25 protein-coding genes are annotated in these 25166 nt (G+C 72.0%); 10 read left to right on the top strand and 15 right to left on the bottom strand.

What is annotated here, in order from left to right:
* The first annotated feature begins 5 nt into the window (after nt 1-5).
* The gene (locus LZG04_RS29155) at nt 6-464 is read left to right on the top strand and encodes a thioesterase family protein (protein WP_233822800.1); all 459 of its coding nucleotides are present in this window, start codon (nt 6-8) and stop codon (nt 462-464) included.
* On the opposite strand, the gene LZG04_RS29150 is transcribed toward LZG04_RS29155, so the two are convergent.
* On the bottom strand, nt 436-1491 hold the full coding sequence (locus tag LZG04_RS29150; protein ID WP_233823019.1) for a TetR/AcrR family transcriptional regulator: 1056 nt from the start codon (nt 1489-1491) through the stop codon (nt 436-438). The two genes, LZG04_RS29155 and LZG04_RS29150, sit on opposite strands and share 29 nt — an antisense overlap.
* 55 nt (nt 1492-1546) lie before the next feature.
* Between LZG04_RS29150 and LZG04_RS29145 the strand changes: the two genes are divergently transcribed.
* Nucleotides 1547-2755 carry a cytochrome P450 gene (locus LZG04_RS29145; RefSeq protein WP_233822799.1) on the top strand — a complete coding sequence of 403 codons (1209 nt, stop codon included), beginning with the start codon at nt 1547-1549 and terminating at the stop codon, nt 2753-2755.
* Here LZG04_RS29145 and LZG04_RS29140 read toward each other — a convergent pair.
* Entirely contained in the window at nt 2745-3230 is a 486-nt protein-coding gene (locus LZG04_RS29140; protein ID WP_233822796.1) for an AAA family ATPase, read from the bottom strand. The genes LZG04_RS29145 and LZG04_RS29140 overlap by 11 nt on opposite strands.
* The gene (locus tag LZG04_RS29135) at nt 3227-3709 is read right to left on the bottom strand and encodes a hypothetical protein (protein WP_233822795.1); all 483 of its coding nucleotides are present in this window, start codon (nt 3707-3709) and stop codon (nt 3227-3229) included. The genes LZG04_RS29140 and LZG04_RS29135 overlap by 4 nt, the downstream gene beginning before the upstream one ends.
* A gap of 102 nt (nt 3710-3811) precedes the next feature.
* Between LZG04_RS29135 and LZG04_RS29130 the strand changes: the two genes are divergently transcribed.
* Nucleotides 3812-5110, top strand: coding sequence for a cytochrome P450 (locus tag LZG04_RS29130; protein WP_233822793.1), 1299 nt, complete (start codon nt 3812-3814; stop codon nt 5108-5110).
* A gap of 82 nt (nt 5111-5192) precedes the next feature.
* Here the strand turns inward: LZG04_RS29130 and LZG04_RS29125 are convergent, their stop codons facing one another.
* Nucleotides 5193-5588 (bottom strand): helix-turn-helix domain-containing protein, encoded by a 396-nt coding sequence (locus LZG04_RS29125; protein ID WP_233822791.1) that lies wholly within the window; start codon nt 5586-5588, stop codon nt 5193-5195.
* Between the two features lie 101 nt (nt 5589-5689).
* On the opposite strand from LZG04_RS29125, the gene LZG04_RS29120 reads away from it, so the two are divergent.
* The gene (locus LZG04_RS29120; RefSeq protein ID WP_233822788.1) at nt 5690-6526 is read left to right on the top strand and encodes an NAD(P)H-binding protein; all 837 of its coding nucleotides are present in this window, start codon (nt 5690-5692) and stop codon (nt 6524-6526) included.
* Nucleotides 6527-6574: 48 nt separating this feature from the next.
* Here LZG04_RS29120 and LZG04_RS29115 read toward each other — a convergent pair whose 3' ends face one another.
* Nucleotides 6575-8050: a peptide MFS transporter gene (locus LZG04_RS29115; protein WP_233822786.1), complete on the bottom strand. Its 1476-nt coding sequence runs from the start codon at nt 8048-8050 to the stop codon at nt 6575-6577.
* A 179-nt stretch (nt 8051-8229) separates the two neighbouring features.
* On the opposite strand from LZG04_RS29115, the gene LZG04_RS29110 reads away from it, so the two are divergent.
* Nucleotides 8230-8763, top strand: a complete 534-nt coding sequence (locus LZG04_RS29110; RefSeq protein WP_233822784.1) for a TIGR03086 family metal-binding protein — start codon at nt 8230-8232, stop codon at nt 8761-8763.
* Between the two features lie 304 nt (nt 8764-9067).
* Here the strand turns inward: LZG04_RS29110 and LZG04_RS29105 are convergent, their stop codons facing one another.
* From LZG04_RS29105 to LZG04_RS29085, 5 genes are all read right to left on the bottom strand, one after another.
* Nucleotides 9068-9583, bottom strand: a complete 516-nt coding sequence (locus LZG04_RS29105) for a DUF4262 domain-containing protein (protein WP_233822782.1) — start codon at nt 9581-9583, stop codon at nt 9068-9070.
* Nucleotides 9584-9687: 104 nt separating this feature from the next.
* Nucleotides 9688-10440 carry a YebC/PmpR family DNA-binding transcriptional regulator gene (locus LZG04_RS29100; RefSeq protein ID WP_233822780.1) on the bottom strand — a complete coding sequence of 251 codons (753 nt, stop codon included), beginning with the start codon at nt 10438-10440 and terminating at the stop codon, nt 9688-9690.
* A gap of 18 nt (nt 10441-10458) precedes the next feature.
* A complete protein-coding gene (gene pdxT / locus LZG04_RS29095; RefSeq protein WP_233822779.1) occupies nt 10459-11064 on the bottom strand; it encodes a pyridoxal 5'-phosphate synthase glutaminase subunit PdxT in 606 nt (201 codons plus the stop codon).
* Between the two features lie 100 nt (nt 11065-11164).
* Nucleotides 11165-12583, bottom strand: coding sequence for an amino acid permease (locus LZG04_RS29090; protein ID WP_233822777.1), 1419 nt, complete (start codon nt 12581-12583; stop codon nt 11165-11167).
* Between the two features lie 12 nt (nt 12584-12595).
* Nucleotides 12596-13819, bottom strand: a complete 1224-nt coding sequence (locus LZG04_RS29085) for a PLP-dependent aspartate aminotransferase family protein (RefSeq protein ID WP_233822775.1) — start codon at nt 13817-13819, stop codon at nt 12596-12598.
* Between the two features lie 74 nt (nt 13820-13893).
* Here LZG04_RS29085 and LZG04_RS29080 point away from each other — a divergent pair, with 74 nt between their 5' ends.
* The 3 genes from LZG04_RS29080 (at nt 13894) to LZG04_RS29070 (ending at nt 16959) form a co-directional block, all read left to right on the top strand.
* Nucleotides 13894-14367: an Lrp/AsnC family transcriptional regulator gene (locus tag LZG04_RS29080; protein WP_233822773.1), complete on the top strand. Its 474-nt coding sequence runs from the start codon at nt 13894-13896 to the stop codon at nt 14365-14367.
* Nucleotides 14368-14692: 325 nt separating this feature from the next.
* The gene (locus tag LZG04_RS29075; RefSeq protein ID WP_233822771.1) at nt 14693-16552 is read left to right on the top strand and encodes an acyl-CoA dehydrogenase; all 1860 of its coding nucleotides are present in this window, start codon (nt 14693-14695) and stop codon (nt 16550-16552) included.
* Between the two features lie 20 nt (nt 16553-16572).
* Complete coding sequence (locus tag LZG04_RS29070) at nt 16573-16959, top strand: DUF6292 family protein (protein ID WP_233822768.1); 387 nt, start codon at nt 16573-16575, stop codon at nt 16957-16959.
* Between the two features lie 4 nt (nt 16960-16963).
* On the opposite strand, the gene LZG04_RS29065 is transcribed toward LZG04_RS29070, so the two are convergent.
* Nucleotides 16964-17272 (bottom strand): AzlD domain-containing protein, encoded by a 309-nt coding sequence (locus LZG04_RS29065; protein WP_233822766.1) that lies wholly within the window; start codon nt 17270-17272, stop codon nt 16964-16966.
* Complete coding sequence (locus LZG04_RS29060) at nt 17269-17946, bottom strand: AzlC family ABC transporter permease (protein WP_233822764.1); 678 nt, start codon at nt 17944-17946, stop codon at nt 17269-17271. The genes LZG04_RS29065 and LZG04_RS29060 overlap by 4 nt, the downstream gene beginning before the upstream one ends.
* A 57-nt stretch (nt 17947-18003) precedes the next feature.
* Here LZG04_RS29060 and LZG04_RS29055 point away from each other — a divergent pair, with 57 nt between their 5' ends.
* Nucleotides 18004-18561, top strand: coding sequence for a helix-turn-helix domain-containing protein (locus tag LZG04_RS29055; RefSeq protein ID WP_233822762.1), 558 nt, complete (start codon nt 18004-18006; stop codon nt 18559-18561).
* 212 nt (nt 18562-18773) lie between these two features.
* On the opposite strand, the gene pdxS is transcribed toward LZG04_RS29055, so the two are convergent.
* On the bottom strand, nt 18774-19721 hold the full coding sequence (gene pdxS, locus LZG04_RS29050) for a pyridoxal 5'-phosphate synthase lyase subunit PdxS (RefSeq protein ID WP_374202909.1): 948 nt from the start codon (nt 19719-19721) through the stop codon (nt 18774-18776).
* A 247-nt stretch (nt 19722-19968) separates the two neighbouring features.
* Between pdxS and LZG04_RS29045 the strand changes: the two genes are divergently transcribed.
* Entirely contained in the window at nt 19969-22023 is a 2055-nt protein-coding gene (locus LZG04_RS29045; protein ID WP_233822760.1) for an elongation factor G-like protein EF-G2, read from the top strand.
* Between the two features lie 336 nt (nt 22024-22359).
* Here the strand turns inward: LZG04_RS29045 and LZG04_RS29040 are convergent, their stop codons facing one another.
* A complete protein-coding gene (locus LZG04_RS29040; protein WP_233822758.1) occupies nt 22360-23865 on the bottom strand; it encodes a CoA-acylating methylmalonate-semialdehyde dehydrogenase in 1506 nt (501 codons plus the stop codon).
* Nucleotides 23862-25136, bottom strand: a complete 1275-nt coding sequence (locus tag LZG04_RS29035) for an aspartate aminotransferase family protein (protein WP_233822756.1) — start codon at nt 25134-25136, stop codon at nt 23862-23864. The genes LZG04_RS29040 and LZG04_RS29035 overlap by 4 nt, the downstream gene beginning before the upstream one ends.
* Nucleotides 25137-25166: the final 30 nt, after the last annotated feature.

Below are 25166 nucleotides of genomic sequence, written 5' to 3'. Positions count from 1 at the left end.
GCGGCATGGCTGACCCGCGACCTGCCCACGTGCACCGGGTTCGGGTGCGCCCGGTCGACTGCGACCGCCAGGGGATCGTGCACGCCTCGCGCTACGCGGTCTTCTTCGAGGCCGCCATGGTGGAGACGCTGCGCTCGGTGCTGGGCTCCTACAAGGAGTTGGAGAAGCACGGCGTGGACTTCGTGATGGCCGAGACCTCCATCCGGTACCTCGCCCCGGCCAGGTTCGACGACCTGCTGCGCATCGCGGTGCGGGTGCGGACGCTCGGCACCACCACGCTGACCATGGGCTTCGACGCGGACGTCGACGGCACGCCGGTGGCCACCGGCTGGAACCGGTACGTCTCCTTCGGCACGCCGGAGCTGCGCAGCACCCCGATCCCCGCCGACTTCCGCAAGCTCCTCGAACGCCGACCGGCGCCCGCCCGACCGGTGACTAGGTCCGCACCCGCGCCCCGGAGCTGACCGCGTGCGCCGCGCCTGACCCCTCGGCCCGCGCCACCACCCGACCGGCCTCGACGCGGATCGCGGTCTCGGTCTCGTCGCTCACCGACGGCACGCCCGCCGCGCCCGCCACCGCACCGCTCTCGTCGCAGACCACCCGCAGCCGGGGCCACGCCCGCGGCGGGAACGCCTGCCGCAGGCTCACGCACAACCGCGCCAGCACCAGCCGCGCCAGCGGGGCCAGCTCGCCCGGCGTGCCGGTCACCATCACGAGCGTCGTCGGCACGTGGTTGCGCACCGCCTCCTCCGCGGCGGCCAGCCGGTTGAGCCCCAGCACGACCACCACGCCGTCCTCGTCCGGCGTCACCTCGCTCCCGCGCACCAGGTCGACCGCCGACGGCGGCGTCCACGGCCGGTCCTGCCCCACCACCACCGCGCCGGGAGGCGGTGCCCACCAGTCGTTGAGCTCCAACCCGGCGAGCTGCTCGCACGCGCTGACCACGTCGAACGGCTCCAGGAACCCGGGCGCGGCGGTGGCCAGCCCGCTCGCGCCGTGCAGGGCGGCCAGCACGACCTCGGCCAGCCGGACCAGCCGGGCGGGCGGCGAGCCGAGCGGCGGCACGGCCGGGTCGAGGGCTTCCAGCGCGAGGCTCAGCAGCAGCGCGTCCAGCTTCAGCAGCTGCGCGAACGGCCGCCGCGTCACCTCCTCGGCGGCCACCTCGGCCAGGAGGTCGCGGGCCAGCGGGTCGTGGCCGGTCGAGGTGACCCAGGCCCGGGCCAGCGCGCCCAGCGCCTCGCGCCGGTCGGTGCCGCGCTGCGGGTTCGACGGCGTCTCGGCGCGTTCGGCCAGGTCGGCCAGCACGGCGAAGTAGAGCGCGCGCTTGCCGGGGAAGTTCGAGTACACCGCGCCCCGGGTCAGCTCGGCGCGCTGCGCGATCGCGTCGACCTTGGCATCGCGGAAGCCGCGGTCGGTGAACTCGGCGCGCGCGGCTTCCAGCACCCGCGCCCGGTTGCGCTCCTGCGCCTGCGCCCTGCTCAGCCGCACCATCACGCTCCCCGTTTGCCAGACGTCGTGCGGCCAAGATACCGTCACCATTCAGATGATGAGAACATCTGATCCGAACATCCGGAGGTTCGCGTTGACCGTCCCCGAGATCGACCCCACCCAGCCCGAGGTGCTGCTCGACCCGTTCACCGCGTACGGCGAGGCTCGCGAGCGCTGCCCGGTGGCGCGGATGCCGTTGCCCGGCATGGGCGACACGTGGGTGCTCACCCGGCACGAGGACGCCAAGGCGATGCTCGCCGACCCGCGCTTCGAGCTGAGCCCGAACAGCTTCCTGGGCCTGCCCGGCGTCCCGGAGCACTGCAAGCCGTACCTGCGCACGATGTCCGAGCTGAACGGCCGCGAGCACGTGCGGTTGCGCCGGCTGGCCGCGCCCGCGTTCACCGCGCGCCGGGCGGAGGAGTTCCGCCGGCGGATCGAGGAGGTCGTGGACGGGTTGCTCGACGCCCTGCCGGAGGGGCCGACCGTGGACCTCCTGGAGCACTTCGCCCGCCCGCTGCCGATGGACGTGATCTGCGAGCTGGTCGGCATCCCGGCGCGGGACCGGCCGCGGTGGCGCGAGTACGGCAGGGCCGTGGTGAGCGGCTACGGGCCGGGGTTCGTCGCGGCGATCCCGGGGATCATCGAGGGCGCGATCGCGGCCGTCGAGCTGCGCCGGACGTCACCGGGCGACGACCTGATCTCCCAACTGCTGCGCGTGCGGGACGACGACGGCGACCGCTTCACCGACGCCGAGCTGGTCACCCTGGTCTGGCAGCTCGTGATCGCCGGGCAGACGCCGACCAACCTCATCGTCAACGGGCTGGAAGCGCTGCTCGCCCACCCGGAGCAGCTGTCGGCGCTGCGGGCCGACCCCGGCCTGATGCCCCGCGCGGTCGAGGAGCTGACCCGGTGGGTCGGCCCGCAGTTGCTCACCGTGCCGCGGTTCCCGCGCGAGGACGTGACCTTCGGGGACGTGGTGATCGGCAAGGGCGAACCGGTGATGACCGCGATCGTGTCGGCCAACCGCGACCCGCGCGTGTACGACGCGCCCGACGAACTGGACGTCACGCGCACGCCGTCGGTCGGCCACCTCGGCTACTCGCACGGCGCGCACTTCTGCCTCGGCGCCGCGTTCGCGCGGGTGCAGACCCAGGTGGCGCTGTCCGCCGTGCTGCGGCGGTTCCCCGACCTCGCGCCGGCCGAGACGCCGCGGCGGACGCCGGACGGCGGCACGTGGCGGCTGGCGTCGCTGGTCGTCAACCGCTGAAGAACCGGTCCAGGAGCTCGTCCGCGATCGCGGTGGCCGTCCGGCCGTCGGTGTCCACGACGAGGTCCGCCGCGGCCGGCGCGGGCGTGGGGACGGCCAGGCGGCGCAACTCCTCCTCGGCCAGCCCGCGCAGGTCGTCACCGGGGATGGGCGGCCCCTGCCCCGCGCCGCGCAGCAGCAGGCGGGCCACGAGCTGGTCGCGGCTCGCGTGCAGCCAGGCCAGCTTCGCACCCGGCACGAGGTCCGCGTGGTCGCCGGTGACGACCAGGTGCCGCGCCCCGGCTTGCCGGTGGACCCGCCGCACCGCGTCGAGCCGCCGCGCCCGGCCCGCCGCGTCCAGCGGCGGCGTGGCGAACGTGACCTGGGCCAGGTCGACGTACCCGGCCTTGGCGCGCGCGGTCAGCCGGCTGAAGAGCGACCAGCCCACCGTCGACTTGCCCGCCGCACGCGGTCCGGCGATCCACAGCACCGTCACGCGGTCCACCTCCCCCGGATCTCCGCCGCGATGTCGGCGGGCGTGCGGCCGTCGGTGTCCACGGTGAGGTCGGCGAAGTCCGCGCGCTCCAACGCGTCGGCGTCGTCGAGCGCCTGGTCGACCAGGTCGAGCAGCCAGCCGCGACCCAGGAACCGGGCGCGCAGCTCGGCGCGCGCGACCCGCAACCGGCACAGCGTGACGTCGGCGCCGGACAGCCGATCGGTGTAGAGGCGGGCCTCCTCGGCGGTGTTGAGGAAGCCCGACACGACGAGCGGGGAACCCTTGTACTCGGGCCACAACGCGCCCAGCGCGCTCGACTTGACCAAGTGGTTCTCCGGGTCGCCGTCGTTCGGCGGGAAGCACAGGCCGAGTTGGTCGGTGTCGACGTACGATCCGCGGTCGAGGGAGCGGTAAACGTGCCAGCCGACCGTCGACTTGCCGACGCCGGACGGGCCGAGGAGCCACAGGACGGTGGTCATCGGGCGGGAGGGTAGCCGCCCCCGGTCCGGCGCGGCGATCGGTTTTCGCGCGCCGGACCAGCGGAGCTTGAACGCTTCTCGCGTTCGCGCCACCGTGGTGCCATGTCGTCCACGGTGAAGAACGCGACGGTGCTGTTCCTGGGGCGCGCCGTCGTCCGGGCCCAGGCCCTGCTCGGCGACCCCGCCGCCCGGCTGCTCGGGCTCAGCCCGACCAGCGACCCCTACCCGGTGTACGAGTCGGTGCGCCGGCAGGGCGTGCTGGTGCCGACCAGGATGGGGCTGTACCTCACCGCCTCGCACGAGCTGTCCTCGCGGCTGCTGCGCGACCCCGGCTTCGGCCCCCTGTCGGCGGGCGCGTTGTCGCCGGTGGACACCTCGGCCCTGCCCGGCGGACGGCGGTTGATCAACCCGGTCGAGGAGTCGTTCCTCGTGCTCAACCCGCCCGACCACACCCGCCTGCGGCGGTTGGTCGCGCCCTGGTTCACCCCGCGCGGGCTGCGGGCGCAGGCCGACACCGTGGAACGGGTGGTCGAGCAGTACCTCGACGAGGTGGCCGACCGGCGGGTGTTCGACCTCGTCGGCGACTTCGCGGCCAAGGTGCCGATCCGGGTGATCGCCGACCTGCTCGGCGTGCCCGGTGCGGACCACGCGACGTTCGCCCGGTGGGGCAGCGCGTTGGTCAACGCGCTCGACGGCGTGCGGGACCTGCGCGGGATGCGGGCGTTGCAGACGGCGTTGCGGGAGTTCGAGTCGTTCGTGGACGACCTGATCGCGCGCCGGCGGCGGCACCCCGGCGGTGACGACATCGTGTCCGTCCTGGCGGCGCACGAGGACCTGTCGCGGGCGGACCTCATCGCCACCACGGAACTGCTGCTCGTGGCCGGCTTCGAAACCACGGTGAACCTGATCGGCAACTCGGTGCTGGAGGTGCTCGGCCACCCCGCGGTGCGCGAGCGCCTGCTCGCCGACCCCGGCTACGCCGACGCCGTCGTGGAGGAGACGCTGCGCCACGACCCGCCCGTGCAGTACACCGTGCGGGTGCCGTTCGAGGCGACCGAGGTCGCGGGCACTCGGATGCCCAAGGGCACGCCGATCATGCTCATGCTGGGCGCGGCCAACCGCGACCCGGCGGTGTTCGCCGACCCGCACCGGTTCGACCCGGACCGCGCGGACGTGCGCGAGCACCTGGCGTTCTCGTCCGGGATCCACTACTGCCTGGGCGCGGGACTGGCCCGGATGGAGGGCGCGGCGGCGTTGCGCGGCCTGTTCCGGCGGTTCCCCGACCTGAAGGCGGCGGGCCGGGTGCACCGCCGCCCGTCGCGGGTCATCCGCGGTCCGGTCCGGCTCCCCGTCGCCACCGAGGTGAAAAAACACCACCCGATCGTGGAAACCCTCAGCTGAGCCACAGCGATGTGGTGCATGCTGGTACCGCGCGTCGACCCGCCGCACCGCCGCCGCGGCGGGTCGTTGCGCCTTCTCCGCATCACTGCGGATTTACGCGTCCACCGGTCCGTGCCGCGGTGTCGTGCTCCCGCCGCGCCCGCTCCACAGTGGCCAGGTTCCGCGCGGACCACTCGGCCAGGTGCGCGAACAACGGCGCGAGGCTGCGCCCGAGCTCGCTGATCTCGTACTCCACCCGCGGCGGCACTTCGGCGTGGTAGGTGCGCACCACGAGCCCGTCGCGCTCCAGTTGCCGCAGCCGCTGGGTCAGCACCTTGGGCGTGATGGTGGTGATGCGGCGCGACAGCTCGCCGAACCGCTGCCGGCCGAACTCGTTGAGCGTCCACAGGATCGGGGTCGTCCAGCGGCTGAACACGAGGTCCACCACCGGCGCGATGGGACAGGCCGACTCCGGGTCGGCCGTGGTGCCGCTGGTCACACTCGACCCCTTCCGCCATTACTTTCCCCTAGGTACCTACTATCACCAGGATAGTAGCGTCCCCCGTCGTACCGAGCACACGGCGAAGACGGGGAGAGACCATGATCGTGGTGACCGGGGCCACCGGGAACGTCGGCCGCACCCTGGTGCGGACGCTGGCCGAGGCGGGCGAACGGGTGACCGCCGTGTCACGCCGGATCGCCGGGCCGGACGTGCCCGAAGGCGTGCGGCACGTGCGGGCGGACCTGGCGCGACCCGAAAGCCTCAAGCCGGCGTTCGACGGCGCCTCCGCGTTGTTCCTGCTGACGTCGGGCGACTTCACGGCCGGCGGCGGCAGCGCCACCGTGCTGCGCGACGTGCTCGACCTCGCCCGCGCCGGCGGCGTCGGCCGGGTCGTGCTGCTGTCGTCGCAGGGCGTCGGCACGGGGCGGCACAAGCCGGACCTCGAAGAGGCCGTCACGGGCGCGGACCTGGAGTGGACCGTGCTGCGGCCGGGCGGCTTCGCCTCGAACAGCTACGCGTGGGCCGCCACGATCCGGGAGCAGCGGCTGGCCGCCGCGCCGTTCGCCGACGTGGCGCTGCCCGTCATCGACCCCGACGACATCGCCGAGGTGGCCGCCGCCGCGTTGCGCGAGGCGGGGCACGGCGGTCGGACCTACGCGCTGACCGGACCGGCGGCGGTCACGCCGCGACAGCAGGTCGCCGCGATCGGGGACGCGCTGGGCGAGCCGGTGCGGTTCGTGGAGCTGAGCCGGGCCGAGGCCAGGGCCGCGATGACCGGGTTCATGCCCGAGGTGATCGCGGACGCGACCCTCGACATCCTCGGCGAGCCGACGGCCGAGGAGCAGCGGGTGAGCCCGGACGTCGAACGGGTGCTGGGCCGCCCCGCGGGCTCCTTCGCCGACTGGGCCGCGCGCAACGCGGCGGCGTTCGAGTGAGGGTCCGGTGAGGGGCGTGCGCCGCGCCCCTCACCGGACCGCCTCACGTCAGTCGACGCCCCGCATCAGCCGGTGGATGGCCTTGGTCCCGACGACCAGCGCGACACCCAGGCCGATCGCCACCGCGCCCAGCACGCCGAAGTACGCCACCGCGTTCTCGTCGCTGTAGAACCGGACCACGATCGCGCCCACGCCGGAGCCCGCCGCCGTGGCCAGGAACCACAGGCCCATGGTCTGCGAGGCGAACGCGCGCGGCGCGAGCTTCGTCGTCACCGACAGGCCCACCGGCGACAGCAGCAGCTCGCCGCACGTCATGACCAGGTACATCAGCACCAGCCACAGGAAGCTCACCCGCACCGCCGGGTCGCCCTGGCTCGCGACCATCATGAGCAGGAACGACAAGCCCACCAGCAGCAGCGCGTAGGCGAACTTGCGCGGCGTCGCGGGCTGGCGCCTGCCCAGCTTCACCCACAGCAGCGCGAACAGCGGCGCCACCGCGATGATCATCACGGGGTTGATCGACTGGATGAACGACGGCGGGAAGCTCAGGCCGAGGAACGAGTTGTCCACCCTGGTGTCGGCGAACGCGGCGATCACCGTGGCGCTCTGCTCGAACAGCAGCCAGAACATCGCCGCCGCGATGAACAGCGGGACGTAGGCGATCACCCGCGACCGCTCGACCTCCGTGGTGCGCTTGCTGCGGATCATCACGGTGAAGTAGCCGATCGGCAGCAGCACCGACACCAGGCTGATCAGGTTGATCACGCCCTCGGCGCCCAGCACGCCGAGCACGACCAGCAGCGCCACCACGGCCACCGCGCCCAGCGCCACGGCGGCGATCCGGCCGATCACCCGGCCGCGCTCCTCGGCGGGCAGCGGGTTGGGCGGCACGGAGGCCCAGTCGCCCAGGCCGCGCCGCCCGACCAGGTACACGACCAGGCCCAGCGCCATGCCGACCGCCGCCGCGCCGAAGCCGAGGTGCCAGTCGTAGGTCTCACCGAGGAACCCGCACACCAGCGGCGCGAGGAAGCTGCCCAGGTTGATCCCCATGTAGAAGATCGTGAAACCGGAGTCGCGGCGCGGGTCGTCCTGGCGGTACAGGCCGCCGACCAGGGTGGAGATGTTCGGCTTGAGCAGGCCGGTGCCCAGCACGATCAGGACCAGGCCGGTGTAGACGCCCGCGAGCCCGATCGGCAGCGCCAGCGCGACGTGCCCGAACATGATCAGCACGCCGCCGTAGAACACGGCGCGCTGCGCGCCCAGCACGCGGTCGGCCAGCCAGCCACCCCCGACGCCGGACATGTACACCGACGCGCCGTAGATGGCGACCAGCGACAACGCGAAGCTCTTGTCGAGCCCGAGCGCGCCTTCGTCGGCCGAGCGGTACAGGTAGTAGGCGAGGATCGCCTTCATCCCGTAGTAGGAGAAGCGCTCCCACAGCTCGGTGAAGAACAGCGTCGACAGTCCTCGGGGGTGACCGAAGAAGCCCCGCTGCGGGGTGGAGACGGCGCTCGTGGCGCTCACGTGGTCCTCCTGGTGTCAACGATGTCACCGTCGGCGTACCGGGTCACGTTACGCCGGACGGGTGTACCGGATGAAATCGCGATACGGCCGAGTGGCCTACTCCACAGCCTCGGGGTGCGCTCCGGTTCAACGTTTGGTGCACTCGTGGGGTGGATCTGATCGAGGCTCACGGACGCGCGATGACGGAGTTCGACTCGCGGGTGCGCCGGGTGCGCCCCGAGCAGTGGGACTGGGGCACACCTTGCAAGGAGTGGTCGGTCCGGGATCTGGTCAACCACCTGGTCCACGAGCAGCTGTGGGCACCGGAGCTGCTGGCCGGCTGCACGGTCGAGCAGGTGGGCGACCGGTTCGACGGCGACCAGCTCGGCGACGACCCCCTGCACTCGTGGGTGCTGGCGGCGGCCGCGGCGCGTGAGGCGTGGATCGCGCCGAAGGCGCTGCTCAAGCCGGTGCACCTGAGCTACGGCAAGGCCACGGCGGTGGAGTACGGCTGGCAGATGACCTCCGACCTCGCGGTGCACGCCTGGGACCTGGCCCGTGGCCTCGGGGTGGACGAGCGGATCGACCCGGACCTCGCCCAGGCGGTGCTGGACTACGTGGAACCGAACGCCGAGGGGTGGGCGGCGAGCGGGCTGTTCGACCCGCCGGTGCCGGTGCCCGCCGACGCGGACGCCCAGACCAGGCTGATCGCCCTGCTGGGCCGGACGCCGTAGCGGCCGGTCCACCGCGGGGAGAGCTCATCGGAAGCTCTCCCCACGGCCCATTCCTTGGCACGGGCGGGGCCCCCGCGGCCAAGCCTGTCGTGCGCTCCGCCCCGCGCGGCTCCCCCACCGCGCGGGGCGGAGCGCACCTCCCCCTCGCACCGTGCGGGGTCCCCGACCTCACCCGCACACCGACAGTGATAGCCCTCACGCGTTGTCCACGGTCGGTGAACCGGTTCCTGACAACATTTCCCGGACAACGGCGTCGGGCCCCGCCGCGTGGCGCGGCGGGGCCCGAGGGGTCGTGGACGGCCGGTCAGGGGCCGGTGACGCCCGGCTCCCAGCTCTCCGGCCGACCGCTCTCGGTGAGCAGCAACTGCCAGTCGCCGAAGCCCATCGGCGCGTCGTGGTGCCACGGGAACCGGCCGTCCGCGGTCGGCAGGATGATCTGCACGGCGGCGAAGTCGCCCTTGCCGTAGAGCAGGAACGCGCTGCCGAAGAACTCCGGGTAGAAGCCCTTGAAGACGCGCTCGAACGTCACCGGCACGCCCTCGAAGAAGTCGTGGTAGAGCCGTCCGGGCACGAACCGCTCACCCCGCCGGGCGCGGTCGACGTAGGCGCGGATGAGCACCTGGGCGTGCTCGGGGGGCAGGCCGAGCACCACCGCCTCGGCCACGCCGAACCGCCGCCACGCGCCGACGGAGAACGAGTAGCCCGCGCCTTCCTCGTCCTCGGGCACGGTGACCACGGCGTGGCCGTGCTGCTCGGCCTGGGTCAGCAGCCAGTTGCGCAGGTTGATGTCCTGGACGGAGGGGCCGGAAGGGTTCGACACCCGGCCATTGTGCCCGTTGCCCGCGTCAACACCGCATGAGCCGGGGAGCGTGAACACACAACAGCCCCGCGCCGGCGGGCCGACGCGGGGCTGGGAGGCGGGGGTCAGCCGACTTCGGCCATCACCTCGTCGGACACGTCGAAGTTCGCGAAGACGTTCTGCACGTCGTCGCAGTCCTCGAGCGCGTCGATGAGCTTGAAGATCTTGCGCGCGCCCTCGGCCTCCAGCTGCACGGTCACCGACGGCAGGAAGTTCGCCTCCGCCGACTCGTAGTCGTAGCCCGCTTCCTGGAGGGCCTTGCGCACCGCGACCAGGTCGCCCGCCTCGGACACGACCTCGTAGCTCTCACCCAGGTCGTTGACCTCCTCCGCGCCCGCGTCGAGGACGGCCATGAGCACGTCGTCCTCGCTCAGCCCGTCGCCCTTGGGCACGATCACCACACCCTTGCGGGTGAACATGTAGGCCACCGAGCCGGGGTCGGCCATCGAGCCGCCGTTGCGGGTCATCGCGGTGCGGACCTCGGACGCGGCCCGGTTGCGGTTGTCGGTCAGGCACTCGACCAGCACCGCCACGCCGTTGGGGCCGTAGCCCTCGTACATGATGGTCTGCCAGTCGGCGCCACCCGCCTCCTCGCCACCGCCGCGCTTGCGGGCGCGCTCGATGTTGTCCAGCGGCACGGAGTTCTTCCGGGCCTTCTGGATGGCGTCGTACAGGGTCGGGTTGCCGTCCGGGTCGCTACCGCCGGTGCGGGCCGCCACCTCGATGTTCTTGATCAGACGCGCGAAGAGCTTGCCGCGCTTGGCGTCGATTGCGGCCTTCTTGTGCTTGGTGGTCGCCCACTTTGAGTGGCCGCTCATTTCTCCTCCGTCGAATACTCAGCCCGCGGCACGGACCATGTCCACGAAAAGGCGGTGCACCCGCCCGTCACCGGTCAGTTCCGGGTGGAACGAGGTGGCGAGCACGTGCCCCTGCCGAACCGCGACGATCCTACCGGCGGCCTGTCCGGCGTCGGCCGTTTCGGGCACCCGGGCGAGCACTTCCACGTCCGACCCCGCCGATTCCACCCACGGGGCGCGGATGAACACCGCGTGCACCTGGCCCACGTCGGTGAAGTCGAGTTCGGCCTCGAAGGAGTCGACCTGCCTGCCGAACGCGTTGCGGCGCACCACGATGTCCAGGCCGCCGAGCTGGTGCTGGTCGGGCCGCCCGTCCAGCACGCGGTCGGCCAGCAGGATCATCCCGGCGCACGACCCGTAGGCGGGCATGCCCTCCTTGATCCGCGCGCGCAGCGGCTCCAGCAGGTCGAACGTGGCCAGCAGCCGGCTGATCGCGGTCGACTCGCCACCGGGCAGCACCACGCCGTCGACCTCGGCCAACTCCTCCGGCCTGCGGATCGGGCGGGCGAGCACGTCGGACTCGGCCAACGCGACGAGGTGCTCACGGACGTCGCCCTGAAGGGCGAGGACACCGACGACGGACACGGCTGGGTTTCCTCCTAGGTGAACTGCCACCAGCCTAGGTGACCGGGCCGGACGGGTGCTCGTGGCACCCGCCCGGCCGTTCGGTCTTCCCGCGGACGCGCTAGTCGCGCTCCGCGACCCGCTCGGCCGCCTGGTGGGCGGTCGAACGACGGGCTCGGACGGCTCGCCAGCCGACGAACAGCAGCACGGCGAGCACGGGGATGGACCAGAACGCGATGCGCTCGGCGGGTCCGGCGAACGCCATCAGCACGATGACGAGCGCGAGGAAGGCCAGCGTCGCCCAGCCGGTGTAGGGCGCGCCGGGCATCCGGTAGGAGGGCCGCTCGACCTCGCCGCGCAACGCGGCCTGGCGCAGCCGCAACTGGCAGAAGATCAGCGTGGCCCAGGTGGCGACCACGCCCAGCGAGGCCACCGCGATGGCGATGTCGAACGCCTCTTTCGGCACGAGGTAGTTGAGGACCACGCCGAACAGGTAGGCGACCGAGGTGAACAGGATGCCGCCGTAGGGGACGTGCCTGCGGTTCATCTTCCCGGTGAACGCGGGCGCCTCGCCCTGCTGCGCGAGCGAGCGCAGGATGCGGCCGGTGGAGTAGAGGCCGGAATTGCACGACGAGAGCGCGGCGGTGAGCACGACCGCGTTCATCACGTCGCCCACCCCGGCCACGCCGAGCGCGGAGAACACCGTCACGAACGGGCTTTCCGCGCCGCTGTAGAGGTTCCACGGCAGCAGCATCGCGAGCAGCAGCACCGAGCCGACGTAGAAGACGCCGATCCGGTACACCACGCCGTTGATGGCCTTCGGCAGCACTTGGCGCGGATTGGCGGTCTCCCCCGCCGCGATGCCGACGAGTTCGATCGCGGAATAGGCGAAGATGACCGCTTGCAGCGTCATCAACGCGATGCCGATGCCCGCCGGGAACATGCCGCCGTGCGCGACCAGGTTGTGCACGCCCGCCTCGCTGCCGCCGACGTCCGCGCCACCGATGACGAGCGCGACACCGGTGAACAGGAACACCACGATCGCGGTCACCTTGATGACGCTGAACCAGAACTCCAGTTCGCCGAACAGCTTCACCGACAGCAGGTTGACCACGACGAGGAACCCGAGCGCGATCAGCGCGGTGACCCATTGCGGCAGGTCCGGCAGCCACCGGTGCACGTAGATCGCCACCGCGGTGATCTCGGCGATGCCGGTCATCGCCCAGTTCACCCAGTACATCCAGCCGGAGGTGAAACCGGCCCACGGTCCGATGAACTCGCGGGCGTATTCCACGAAACTGCCCGCGGTGGGCCGGTGCAGCACCAATTCGCCGAGCGCGCGCATCACGAAGAACGCGGCCAGGCCGCACAGCGCGTAGGAGAACACCAGTGACGGGCCGGCCTGCGCGAGTTTGCCGCCGGCGCCGAGGAACAAGCCGACGCCGATGGCGCCACCGATGGCGATCATCTGCACCTGGCGCTTGGACAGCGCTTTGGTGTAGCCGTCGGCGTCGGGCTCCGCGACCGTCTGCTCCGTCATGGTGGCCGAACGTTAGTGGCTCGCGGCGGGCTCCCGGAAATCGCTTGAGGAAGACTTGATGTAATCCTCTTCACAATGCCCGGAAAGGGCCTGGTCGAGGTCGTCCCAAAGGTCCTCGACGTCCTCCAGGCCCACGCTCAGCCGCAGCAGGTTGGCGGGCACGCCGGACTCCTCGCGCGCGGTGTCGGGCACCAGCCGGTGGGTCAGCGCGGCCGGGTGCTCGATCAGCGTGTCGACCGAGCCGAGGCTGACCGCCGGGGTGACCAGCCGGAGCCTGCGCACGACCGCGGCCGGGTCTTCGCGGGTGGTGAACGCGAGCATCGCGCCCGGTCCGCGTTGCTGCGTGCCGACCAGGCCCGCCGGGTCGGCGCCGGGCAGCGAGGGGTGCCGCACCAGGCCCGTGCCGGGGTGGGCGTCGAGCCGGGCGGCCAGGTCGACGGCGGTGCGCTGGGCCGCCTCGACGCGCAGCGGCAGCGTGGCCAGGCCGCGGTGCATGAGGTAGCCGCCCAGCGGGTGCAGCACCGCCCCGGTGATGATCCGGACCTGGCGCAACGGCCCGGCGTGCTCCTCGGCGCACGCCACCACGCCGCCGAGCACGTCGCCGTGCCCGCCGAGGTACTTGGTGCCCGAGTGCAGCACGTAGGTCGCGCCGAACGCCGCCGGGTTCTGCAGCACGGGCGTGGCGAAGGTGTTGTCCACCATCACCGGCACGTCGCCCGCCTGGGCGACCACGGCGGCGATGTCGAGCAGGTCCAGGTTGGGGTTGGCCGGTGTCTCGACCACGACCAGGCCGGTCTGCGGGGTGACCGCGTCGGCGACCCGGTCCGCCGTCGCGTAGGTGGTGCGCACGCCGAGCAGGCCGGACGACAGCAGGTGGTCGGTGCCGCCGTAGAGGGGGCGCACCGCGACCACGTGCGGCTTGCCGGTCACCACGCACGCCGCTTGCACGACGGCGGTCACCGCGGCCATGCCGCTGCCGAACGCCACGGCGGCCGACGTGCCCTCCAGCGCGGCCAGGGCCTGCTCGAACCGGGCCACGGTGGGGTTGTGCAGCCGGGAGTAGACCGGCGAGGCGGCGTGCGCCGCGCCCTCGGCGAGGTGTTGCAGCGCGTGGCCGCCCTCGGGCTGGTCCGGGATCGGGTAGGTGGTGGACAGGTCGATCGGCGGGGCGTGCACGCCCAGGTCGGCGAGATCGTCGCGCCCACCGTGCACCGCCGTCGTTCGCAACCGCTTCATGGGCGAATCTTGGACGTATCGTCGGCGTCTGCGGGAAACTTCCGCAGGTTCTTCGGCCGCGAGAGGGGTTCGGCGTGTTGGATTCGGTGGACGCGGCGATCGTGCAGGAGTTGCAGAAGGACGCTCGGCTGCCCAACAAGGAGCTGGCCGACCGCGTCAACGTGGCCGCCTCCACGTGCGTGGTCCGGCACCGGTCGCTGCGCGAGCGGGGCGTGATCACCGGCTACCACGCGGAGGTCGACCTGGCCGCGATGGGACGGCCGGTGCAGGCGATCATCGCGGTCCGGGTCCGCCCGCACACGAGGGCGATCGTGGAGCCGTTCATGGACTACGTGCTGACCCTGCCGGAGGTGCTGGCGCTGTCGCACGTGGCCGGCCCGGAAGACTTCCTGGTGCACGTCGCCGTCGCCGACACGGCCCACCTGCAACGCCTGGTGCTGGACCGCTTCACCACCCGCCGCGAGGTCAGCGAGGTGCAGACCAACCTGCTGTTCCAGCACGTCCGCAAGCACACCGTGCCCCCCACCGACACCGACCGCCGTGCGTGACGCGGGCCGTCGGCCCCGCCACCGCCGCACGGTGCCCCAGTCCCGCGACGGCACGGGTCAGCTCGAAGTCGTGGCACTCGGGCGCGGCGGAACGCGGCCTCGAACGCCCCGACGCGGTCGGCGGGCACCCGGCGACCCGTGCACTCGATGATCACGCGGTCAGTCGAACACCCGCGGTCGGAGCCGACCAGTACGTGCTTCGTGGTGCATGAACGTGCGCAGGACGCGGTACCACTGCCCGGTCGAGCCGGCCATGGACGTCATCGGCGCGAAGTGGGCCGTGAGGGGGTGGCCGTCGAGCCGGTGACGTGAGGCTGTGTTAACAATGACCATGGGGACCGAAGCGTTGCGTGAGCTGCTCGACGGCCGGTGGGCGTCGTTGCGCCGCCGCTCCATGGACCTGCTCGGCGAGCTGAAGCCCGCGCCCGACCTCGAGCGCGAGGAGTACCGGGCCTGGGTGCTGGAGCAGCTGCGGGCGTTGGCCGCCGGCGGCCACCCGTTGACCGGGTTCCCCGCCCGGTACGGCGGGCACGACGACGTGGGCGGCTCGGTGGTCGCGTTCGAGGTGCTGGGGTTCGGCGACCTGTCGCTCATGGTCAAGGCGGGCGTGCAGTGGGGCCTGTTCGGCGGCGCGGTGCAGGCGCTGGGCACGGCCGAGCACCACGACCGCTACCTGCCCGCGATCATGAGCCTGGAGCTGCCCGGCTGCTTCGCGATGACCGAGACCGGGCACGGCTCCGACGTGCAGCACCTGCGGACGACGGCGACCTACGACCCGGACACCGAGGAGTTCGTGGTCGACACGCCGGACCCGTCCGCCCGCAAGGACTACATCGGCAACGCCGCGCGTGACGGGCGGATGGCGGTGGTGTTCGCGCAGTTGGTGACCGGTGGCGTCACGCACGGCGTGCACGCGTTGCTGGTGCCGATCCGGGACGACACGGGCGCGCCGATGCCCGGCGTGCGGATCGAGGACTGCGGGCCGAAGGCCGGGCTGAACGGCGTGGACAACGGGCGGCTGTGGTTCGACCACGTGCGCGTGCCCAGGGCGAACCTGCTCAACCGGTACGGCGACGTGGCGGCGGACGGCACGTACTCCAGCCCGGTCGAGGGCGACGGCCGCCGCTTCTTCACCATGCTCGGCACGTTGGTGCGCGGCCGGATCAGCGTGGCGGGCGGCGCGGGCAGCGCGACGAAGAAGGCGTTGGCGCTGGCCATCCGCTACGGCGACGCGCGGCGGCAGTTCACCCGACCCGACACCGGTGAGGAGGTCGTGGTGCTGGACTACCTGGCGCACCAGCGGCGACTGCTGCCCGCGCTGGCGACCACGTACGCGCTGCACTTCGCGCAGGAGGAGATGGTCTCGGCGCTGCACGACGTGGCCGACGACCGGCAGCAGCGGGAGCTGGAGTCGCGGGCGGCCGGGCTCAAGGCGGTGGCCACCTGGCACGCCACGCGGACCATCCAGACGTGCCGCGAGGCGTGCGGCGGGGCCGGGTACCTGTCGGAGAACCTGATCGCCGGGTTGAAGGCGGACACGGACGTGTTCACCACGTTCGAGGGCGACAACACCGTGCTGCTCCAACTGGTCGCGAAGGGGCTGTTGACCAGCTACCGCGACCACGTCGGCGACCTCGACCAGTGGGGCATGATCCGGTTCGTGGCCGATCAGGCGGTGGGCGTGGTGATCGAGCGGACGGCGGCGCGGGCGATCATCGACCGGCTGGTGTCGGGCAGCTCGGACGCGTTGCTGGACCGGGGCTGGCAGGTGCGGCAGTTCGAGGACCGCGAGAAGCACGTGCTGGAGGGGTTGGCGCGGCGGTTGCGGCGCGCCTCGCGGGACGACGCGTTCGACGTGTTCAACGCCGCGCAGGACCACGTGCTGCACGCCGCGCGCGTCCACGTGGACCGGGTCGTGCTGGAGGCGTTCGTGGCGGCGGTGGACCGGTGCGCGGACCCGGAGGCGACGGCGCTGCTGGACCAGGTGTGCGACCTGTACGCGTTGAGCACGATCGAGGCGGACCGGGCGTGGTTCCTGGAGCACGGCCGGCTGTCGCCGCAGCGGTCCAAGGCGGTGTCGCAGGCGGTCAACGAGCTGTGCGGCAGGCTGCGCCCGCACGCGCGCACGTTGGTGGACGCGTTCGGCATCCCGGAGACGTGGCTCACCGCCCCGATCGCCGGATGAGCCCAGGGAGAGGTCGGGGAATGGCGGAGAGCGACGACAGCGCGGTGATCAGCCTCGGGCTGGCCCGGTACGTCCGGGCGGTGGCCGAGGAGGTCGGCGTGCCACCGGAGGGCACCGAGTTCGAGGTCAGCGACACCGCCACCGCCTACCTCGGGCTGGAGGGCCCGGGGCCGGACCTGATGCTGCTGTGGAACGAGCGGCGAGGCTGGTCGATCGCGGTGGAGACGGACCCGGCGGAGAAGCCGATCACGCTGGCGCACTTCGGCCCGCCGCTCGTGCCGCCGCCGGGTGAGGTGGCGCGGTTCGTGCGCGACGTGCTGGCGGGCAAGCCCGGCGGCCCCGAGCCGGACCCCGACGCGAGGCAGGACCGCCATGAGCTCGCCGCCCGGCTGAGGGAGTACTTGTAGGCCGTTACGGCACGCCGACGAACCGCAGGCCGGCCGTGGTCGCCGCGGCCAGCACGACCACCACCACGAACGGCGCCTTGCGCCACGCGGCCACCCCGCCGACCAGCACCCCGAGGGGCAGCGCCAGGCCCGCGAACCCCTGACCCTTGGTCAGCGACGACGTCGCCACCAGGGCGAACAGCAGCACGGTCGCCGAGGTCGACATCAGCAGCTTCACCCGCTCGGACAGCGTCAGGCGGTCGCGCAGCAGCGGCCCGGCCAGGCGGAACGCGTACGTGCCCGCGGCGAGCACCAGGACGGCGGCCAGCGTCACGCCTTCTCCCCCTGTCGTGCGGTGACCAGCAGGCCGCCCAGCGCGACCAGCACCGGGACGCCCGCGGGCAGCAACGGCGTGGTGGCCAGCGCGATGGCCGCGCCGAGCAGCGCGGCGTGCCGGGTGGCCCTGTCCTTGAGCGCGGGCAGCAGCAGCGCGAGCAGTGCCGCCGGGAACGCCGCGTCCAGCCCGAAGGCGGCCGGGTCGCCGATGTTCCGGCCGACCAGCGCGCCCGCGACCACGGCGACGTTCCAGGCGAGGAACAGCGCGACGCCGCACGACCAGTAGGCGGCCTTGGCCTTGCGCGGGTCGCTCTGGGCCAGCGCGAACGCGGTCGTCTCGTCGATCAGCAGGTGGCTGCCGACGAGCCGCTGCACGAGGCCCTTGCCGAGCACGTCGCCGACCGCCAGGCCGAACGGCAGGTGCCGGACGTTGAGCAGCAGCCCCGCCAGCACCGCCGCCGCGGGACTGCCGCCCGCGGCGACCACGCCGACCGCCATGAACTGCGAGCCACCCGCGAAGACCAGCAGCGACATCACCACGGGCAACCACCAGGGCAGGCCCGCGCCGGTCGAGATCGCGCCGAACGAGGCGCCGCTGACCGCGGCGCCGGCGGCCACCGCGGCGACGTCACGCAGCAGCTCGGCATCAAGGGTTCGCCATGTCGAACGCATCGTCTCTTACGATGAACACCAGGGAGAGTGTTCGTCAAGCCGAACGATTGGACTGTCATGTCGAACACAGGCGCGCCGCTCGACGTCATCGCCGCGTCGCTGCGCCGCGAGCGGGAACGCGTCGGGCTGTCGTTGAGCGAGCTGGCCAAGCGCGCGGGCATCGCGAAGTCCACGTTGTCGCAGCTGGAGTCGGGCAGCGGCAACCCCAGCGTGGAGACCCTCTGGGCGCTCGGCGTGGCGCTGGGCGTGCCGTTCTCGCGCCTGGTCGACCCGCCCACGCCCCGCGTCCGGGTGATCCGCGCGGGCGAAGGCCCGGCGATCTACTCCGAACGAGCCCACTACACGGCGACCCTGCTGGCCTCGTGCCCACCGGGCGCGCGCCGGGACATCTACCTGCTCAACCTGGAACCGGGCCCACCGCGCGACTCCGAACCGCACATGCCGGGCACCGTGGAGCACGTGATCGTCAGCAGCGGCCGCATGCTGGCCGGACCGCGGGCCGAACCGGTCGAACTGGGCCCCGGCGACTACCTGCTCTACCCCGGCGACATCCCGCACACCGCCCAGGCACTCGAACCGGGCACGTCCGCCCTGCTGGTCTCGGAGCACGTCTGACCCACGCGTTCGAGCGATCCAGCCAGGCGCCGGTTCGACCGATGCACATCGAGGTCCTGCGCCGGCGCGCGAAGGAGCAGGACATGCCGCTGGCCGGCTACCTGCGCGACCTGCTCGTCCGGGTGGCGGACCAGCCGTCGACGCCCCCGACCCCGTGAACGCCACGACCGCGGCCCGCCGGGAGTCCCCGGTGGGCCGCGGTCGGATGGGCCTTACCAGCCGCGCTCGGCCAGGCGGTGCGGCTCCGGGATCTCGTCGACGTTGATGCCGACCATGGCCTCACCGAGGCCGCGCGACACCTTCGCGATCACGTCCGGGTCGTCGTAGAAGGTCGTCGCCTTCACGATCGCCTCCGCGCGCTGCGCCGGGTTGCCGGACTTGAAGATGCCCGAGCCGACGAACACGCCCTCCGCGCCGAGCTGCATCATCATCGCCGCGTCGGCCGGCGTGGCGATGCCGCCCGCGGTGAACAGCACGACCGGCAGCTTGCCCGCCTCCGCCACCTCGCGGACCAGCTCGTACGGGGCCTGGAGCTCCTTGGCCGCGACGTAGAGCTCGTCGGCGGGCAGGTTCTGCAACCTCAGGATCTCCGCGCGGATCTTGCGCATGTGCGTGGTGGCGTTGGAGACGTCACCCGTGCCGGCCTCACCCTTGGAGCGGATCATCGCCGCGCCCTCGGTGATGCGGCGCAGCGCCTCGCCCAGGTTCGTCGCACCGCACACGAACGGCACGGTGAACTGCCACTTGTCGATGTGGTTGGCGTAGTCGGCCGGGGTCAGCACCTCGGACTCGTCGATGTAGTCCACGCCGAGGGACTGCAGCACCTGCGCCTCGACGAAGTGGCCGATGCGGGCCTTGGCCATCACCGGGATCGACACCGCGTCGATGATGCCGTCGATCATGTCCGGGTCGCTCATCCGGGACACGCCGCCCTGCGCGCGGATGTCGGCGGGCACCCGCTCCAGCGCCATGACGGCCACGGCGCCCGCGTCCTCGGCGATCTTGGCCTGCTCGGCGTTGACCACGTCCATGATCACGCCGCCCTTGAGCATCTCCGCCATGCCCCGCTTGACGCGGGAAGTGCCGGTGACCTGGGTGCCGGCGTCGGGTGAAGTGGTCACGACCAGCCTTTCTCGAAGTAGGGGGCGAACACCGCTCATGGTACGGCCGACGTGGACCGCCGAAGCATGCCAATCCAGCCCGATCTCGGCAGGCCACTTTCCCTCCCTCCGCAGGTAGTGGCGTACGCCACCCGTTGGAACAGCCGGGCGGCCGCCGGTGGCACGGCAACCGGTCACGACGTTCGCCCGGATTCCTCCTGCCGGGTTGGGTGTGGCCGGTTGGGGTTGTCCACCACGGCCGACGGGTGTGAGATCGGACACTAAATACTTGTGGAGGGTGGTCCCGATGGGCAGCAAACACTCCGACAACGGCCACTCGGCAGGCGCGGTCGCTGTGGACGACCCGGCCAAGGTCCGCAACGTCGTGCTGGTCGGCCCGTCCGGCTCCGGCAAGACGACGCTCGCCGAGGCCCTGCTCGCCAGCACCGGCGTGCTGACCCGACCGGGTTCGGTCACCGAGGGCAACACGGTGTGCGACCACGACCCCGCCGCGGTGCGCCAGCAGCGGTCGGTCGGTCTCGCCGTCGCCCCGATCCAGCACGGCGACATCAAGATCAACCTCATCGACACGCCCGGCTACGCGGACTTCGTCGGTGAGCTGCGGGCCGGCCTGCGCGCGGCGGACGCGGCGCTGTTCGTGGTCGGCGCGGCGGAAGGCGTCGACCCGGCCACGGTCGCGCTGTGGGAGGAGTGCGCGGTGGTGGGCATGCCGCGCGCCGTCGTGGTCGCCCGCACCGACCACCAGCGCGCGGACGTGCCCGGTGGGATCGCCTCGTGCCAGGAGGCGTTCGGCGCCGGCGTGGTCCCCCTCTACCTGCCCGACGGCGACGGCCTGGTCAACCTGCTCACCACCGACGACCCCCGCTTCGAGGAGCAGCGCAACGCGCTCATCGAGGGCATCATCGCGGAGAGCGAGGACGAGACCCTGATGGACCGCTACCTCGGCGGCGAGGAGATCGACCAGGCGACGCTCGTCGCGGACCTGGAGACCGCCGTCGCCCGCGGCTCGTTCCACCCCGTGATGCCGGTGTGCGCGTTGACCGGCCTCGGCCTGCCGGAACTGCTCGACGGCATCGCCCGCGCGTTCCCCTCACCCCTGGAACACCCGCTGCCCGAGGTGACGGGCGTCGACGGCATCCCCCAGCCCCGCCTGGAAGCCGACCCGAACGGCCCCCTGGTGGCCGAGGTCGTGCGCACGGCGGTCGACTCGTACGTCGGCCGCGTGTCCCTGGTGCGCGTGTTCTCCGGGACGCTGCGCCCGGAACGGCCGGTGCACGTGTCGGGTCACGGCATGGCCGACCGCGGTCACGAGGACCACGACGTGGACGAACGGGTCGCGCACGTCTACTCGCCGTTGGGTGCGAACCTGCGCGAGGTGCCGTACTGCGTGGCGGGCGACCTGTGCGCGCTGACCAAGCTCGGCTCCGCTGAAACGGGCGACACGGTGTCCGCCCCGGAGAAGCCGCTGCTGGTCGCCCCCTGGGACATGCCGGAACCGCTGCTGCCGGTGGCCGTCGTCCCGCGCAGCCGCAGCGACGAGGACAACCTGGCGCGCAACCTGGCCAAACTGGTGGCCGGCGACCCGACCCTGCGGCTGGAGCGCAACGCCGAGACCCACCAGCTCGTGCTGTGGTGCATGGGCGAGGCCCACGCGGACGTCGTGCTGGCCCGCCTGCGCGCCGGTGGCGCCGAAGTCGACACCGAGCCGGTACGCGTCGCCTTGCGGGAAACCTTCGCGGCCCAGGCCAAGGGCCACGGCCGGCACGTGAAGCAGTCCGGCGGCCACGGCCAGTACGCCGTGTGCGACATCGTCGTCGACCCGCTACCGCGCGGCTCCGGCTTCGAGTTCGTGGACAAGATCGTGGGTGGCGCGATCCCGAACCAGTTCATCCCCAGCGTCGAGAAGGGCGTGCGCGCCCAACTCGAACGCGGCCTGCAAGGCGGCCATCCCGTCGTGGACGTCCGCGTGACACTGGTCGACGGCAAGGCCCACTCGGTCGACTCATCGGACGCCGCCTTCCAAACCGCCGGCGCCCTGGCCCTGAAGGACGCCGCCACCAACGGCGGAACGTGTCTGCTCGAACCAGTGGACGAAGTGACCGTGCGCCTCCCCGACGAGCACCTGGGCACCGTCCTGGGCGACCTCTCCAGCCGCCGAGGCCGCGTCCTGGGAACCGAAGCGGACAGCCAGGGCTACACGATCATCCACGCCGAAGTCCCCGCCACCGAACTGCTGCGCTACGCCGTGGAACTGCGCTCCCTGACCTCGGGCACCGGCACCTACACCCGCCACTTCACCCGCTACGACCCCCTCCCCCAAGCCCTGACCACCCACCACTAACCCCACACCAACAACCACCCACACCCACCCGACCCACCATCCACAACGGACCCGGAACCAGCCCACCGAGGCCCGATTTGACATGGGTTCGGGTGCTTTAGGCTGGTCGAAGCCGGCAGGCCTGGCGGGACGCTTTTCCCCGCCGGGCCTGCCGGCTTTGGCCTGCCTGGAGTGCCCGTACGGGCCCCATGTCAAATCGAGCCGGACTCAACCACCGAGCCGCCCGAACTCAACCCGGAACCGCACCTGAACGTTGAACTCGGGGGTCCCGAACGTAGGACTCACGCGACCTGAACGTAGGACTCTCGCGTTCTGAACGTAGGACACGCGCGGTGGTCAGGTGTTTTCGGGGAAGCCCAGGTTCACGCCACCGTGCGACGGGTCCAGCCACCGACCCGTCACCACCTTCGTCCGGGTGAAGAAGTGCACCCCCTCCGGACCGTACGCGTGCGAATCACCGAACAACGAGTCCTTCCACCCGCCGAACGAGTAGTACGCCACCGGCACCGGGATCGGCACGTTCACGCCCACCATCCCGACCTCCACCTCGTTCTGGAACCGCCGCGCCGCCCCACCGTCGTTGGTGAAGATCGCCGTGCCGTTGCCGTACGGGTTGGCGTTGACGACCTCCAGCGCGTCGTCGTACGTCGCCACCCGCAGCACCGACAGCACCGGCCCGAAGATCTCGTCCCGGTAGAGCGCCATCTCCCGGCCGACGTGGTCGAACAGCGTCGGTCCCAGCCAGAACCCCTCCGCGGCACCGTCGATCGCGTGCAGCCGACCGTCCACGACCAACGACGCGCCCTCGTTCCGCCCGTTGTCCACGTAGGACAACACGCGATCCCGGTGCGCGCCCGTGACCAGCGGCCCCATCTCGCACCCGGGACGACGACCGTCACCCACGTGGAGTTCCCGCATCCGGTCCACGATCTTCGACACCAGCTCGTCGCCCACCGGGTCGACGGCGACCACGACCGAGATCGCCATGCACCGCTCGCCCGCCGAGCCGAACCCGGCCGACACCGCCGCGTCCGCCGCCAGGTCGAGGTCCGCGTCCGGCAGCACGACCATGTGGTTCTTCGCGCCGCCCAACGCCTGCACCCGCTTGCCGTGCCGCGTGCCGGTCTCGTAGACGTACCGCGCGATCGGTGTCGACCCCACGAACGACACCGCTTTCACGTCCGGGTGCTCCAGGATCCGGTCGACCGCGACCTTGTCGCCGTGCACCACGTTCAGCACACCGTCGGGCAACCCGGCCTCGGCGAACAGCTCCGCGATGAAGTTCGCCGCCGACGGGTCCTTCTCCGACGGCTTGAGCACGACCGCGTTGCCGCACGCGATCGCGTTGGGCACGAACCACAGCGGCACCATCGCCGGGAAGTTGAACGGGGAGATCACCCCGACCACGCCCAGCGGCTGCTGGATCGAGTACACGTCGACCCGCGTGGACGCGTTCTCGCTGAACCCGCCCTTGAGCAGGTGCGGGATGCCGCACGCGAACTCCACGGCCTCCAACGCGCGCTGCACCTCCCCCGCCGCGTCGGACAGCACCTTGCCGTGCTCGGCGGTCACGATCGCGGCCAGGTCGCCCTTGCGCGCGTTCAGCAGCTCCCGGAACGCGAACATCACGTTCGACCGCTGCGCCAGCGACGCGGTGCGCCACGACCCGAACGCCTCGCGCGCCACCGCGACCGCCTGGTCCACGGTGGACTCGTCGGCGAAGTCGACCCGGCCCGCCACCTCACCGGTCGCCGGGTCGTACACATCACCCGAACGCGCGCTGTCGCCCTGCCACGGCTTGCCGCCGATCCAGTGCGTGATCGTCTTGGGCGAAGCAGTCACAGCACGTCCTCCAGGATCCCGAGTGCTTCCTCGACCTCGTCCTCGGTCAACGTCATCGGCGGCGCGAGGCGGATGACGTTGCCGTACAGGCCGCCCTTGCCGACCAGCAGCCCCCGCTCCCGCGTGCCCTCCAGCACCGCGACCGCCTTCGCCGGGTCCGGCGCGCCGTCCGGGCCGACCAGCTCGATGCCGATCATCAAGCCCTTGCCGCGCACGTCGCCGACCGCGGGCCGGTCGGCCGCGATGTCGCGCAACCCGTCCAGCAGCCGTTCGCCGAGCTTGGCGGCGTTGGCCTGGAGGTCGTGGTCGAGCAGGTAGTTCACCGTGGCGAGCGCTCCGGCCGTGGCGATCGGGTTGCCGCCGAACGTGGACAGCGAGTTGGCCGTGAGGCAGTCCATCACGTCGCCGCGCGCCACGACCCCGCCGATCGCCAGGCCGTTGCCCAGCCCCTTGGCGAACGTCATCACGTCGGGCGTCACGCCGTGCGCCTGGATGCCCCAGAAGTGCTCCCCGGTGCGCCCCCAGCCGGTCTGCACCTCGTCGGAGACGAACAGGATGCCGTACTTGTCCAGCACTTCCTTGAACGCGCCGAACAGCCCGTCCGGCGGCGAGGTGAAGCCGCCGACGCCCTGGATCGGCTCGGCGATCAGGCACGCCACGTCGCCCGCGGTCGCCGTCTCGATCACCTCGCGCAAATCCGCCACGCACGCCTTGATGTAGTCGGTGTCGGACAGGTCCTTGAACGGGCTGCGGAACTTGTAGCCGCCGTGCACCCAGGCGACCTTCACCGGGCTCAGCGAGGTCGCCGACCAGCCGCGGTTGCCGGTGATGGCGACCGTGGCGAACGCGCGACCGTGGTAGGAGTTGCGCAGCGCCAGGACCTGGTCGCTGCGGCGGTAGCGGGTGGCCAGCATGAGCGCCGTCTCGTTGGCCTCGGTGCCGGAGTTGGTGAAGAACACCTTCGCGTCCGGGATGCCGGACAGCTCGGCGATCTTCTCGGCCAGCTCGACCTGCGAGCGGATCAGGTAGAGCGTGGAGCTGTGCAGCACGCCGGTGTCGAGCTGGGACCGGATCGCGTCGGAGATCTCGGCGACGTCGTAGCCGACCGCGTTGGTCAGGATGCCGGCGAAGAAGTCCAGGTAGGTGCGGCCTTCACGGTCCGTGACGCGGCGTCCGCTCGCGCTCGCGAGCTCGATCGGCTGCTCGTAGTAGAGGGCCATCCAGTCGGGCATCACCGCGCGGTGCCGGGCCAGCAACTCCTCGTGTCCCATCGCGTCCTCCGGTCGTAGTCCCTGAAGGAG

Source organism: Saccharothrix sp. S26 (assembly GCF_021390395.1).
GTDB lineage: Bacteria > Actinomycetota > Actinomycetes > Mycobacteriales > Pseudonocardiaceae > Actinosynnema.
This window is presented reverse-complemented; position numbering and strand designations above follow the sequence as displayed.

Bases quoted from the DNA above. Each gene is read 5' to 3' on its own strand.
- pdxS (WP_374202909.1), bottom strand. From the start codon at position 19,721: ATGAGCGGTGTTCGCCCCCTACTTCGAGAAAGGCTGGTCGTGACCACT.
- LZG04_RS29060 (WP_233822764.1), bottom strand. From the start codon at position 17,946: ATGCGTTCGACATGGCGAACCCTTGATGCCGAGCTGCTGCGTGACGTC.
- LZG04_RS29130 (WP_233822793.1), top strand. From the start codon at position 3,812: ATGTCGTCCACGGTGAAGAACGCGACGGTGCTGTTCCTGGGGCGCGCC.
- LZG04_RS29045 (WP_233822760.1), top strand. From the start codon at position 19,969: ATGGGCAGCAAACACTCCGACAACGGCCACTCGGCAGGCGCGGTCGCT.
- LZG04_RS29085 (WP_233822775.1), bottom strand. From the start codon at position 13,819: ATGAAGCGGTTGCGAACGACGGCGGTGCACGGTGGGCGCGACGATCTC.
- LZG04_RS29055 (WP_233822762.1), top strand. From the start codon at position 18,004: ATGTCGAACACAGGCGCGCCGCTCGACGTCATCGCCGCGTCGCTGCGC.
- LZG04_RS29100 (WP_233822780.1), bottom strand. From the start codon at position 10,440: ATGAGCGGCCACTCAAAGTGGGCGACCACCAAGCACAAGAAGGCCGCA.
- LZG04_RS29145 (WP_233822799.1), top strand. From the start codon at position 1,547: ATGAGAACATCTGATCCGAACATCCGGAGGTTCGCGTTGACCGTCCCC.
- LZG04_RS29075 (WP_233822771.1), top strand. From the start codon at position 14,693: ATGACCATGGGGACCGAAGCGTTGCGTGAGCTGCTCGACGGCCGGTGG.
- LZG04_RS29110 (WP_233822784.1), top strand. From the start codon at position 8,230: ATGACGGAGTTCGACTCGCGGGTGCGCCGGGTGCGCCCCGAGCAGTGG.
- LZG04_RS29120 (WP_233822788.1), top strand. From the start codon at position 5,690: ATGATCGTGGTGACCGGGGCCACCGGGAACGTCGGCCGCACCCTGGTG.
- LZG04_RS29155 (WP_233822800.1), top strand. From the start codon at position 6: ATGGCTGACCCGCGACCTGCCCACGTGCACCGGGTTCGGGTGCGCCCG.
- LZG04_RS29135 (WP_233822795.1), bottom strand. From the start codon at position 3,709: ATGACCACCGTCCTGTGGCTCCTCGGCCCGTCCGGCGTCGGCAAGTCG.
- LZG04_RS29150 (WP_233823019.1), bottom strand. From the start codon at position 1,491: ATGGTGCGGCTGAGCAGGGCGCAGGCGCAGGAGCGCAACCGGGCGCGG.
- LZG04_RS29070 (WP_233822768.1), top strand. From the start codon at position 16,573: ATGGCGGAGAGCGACGACAGCGCGGTGATCAGCCTCGGGCTGGCCCGG.
- LZG04_RS29090 (WP_233822777.1), bottom strand. From the start codon at position 12,583: ATGACGGAGCAGACGGTCGCGGAGCCCGACGCCGACGGCTACACCAAA.
- LZG04_RS29035 (WP_233822756.1), bottom strand. From the start codon at position 25,136: ATGGGACACGAGGAGTTGCTGGCCCGGCACCGCGCGGTGATGCCCGAC.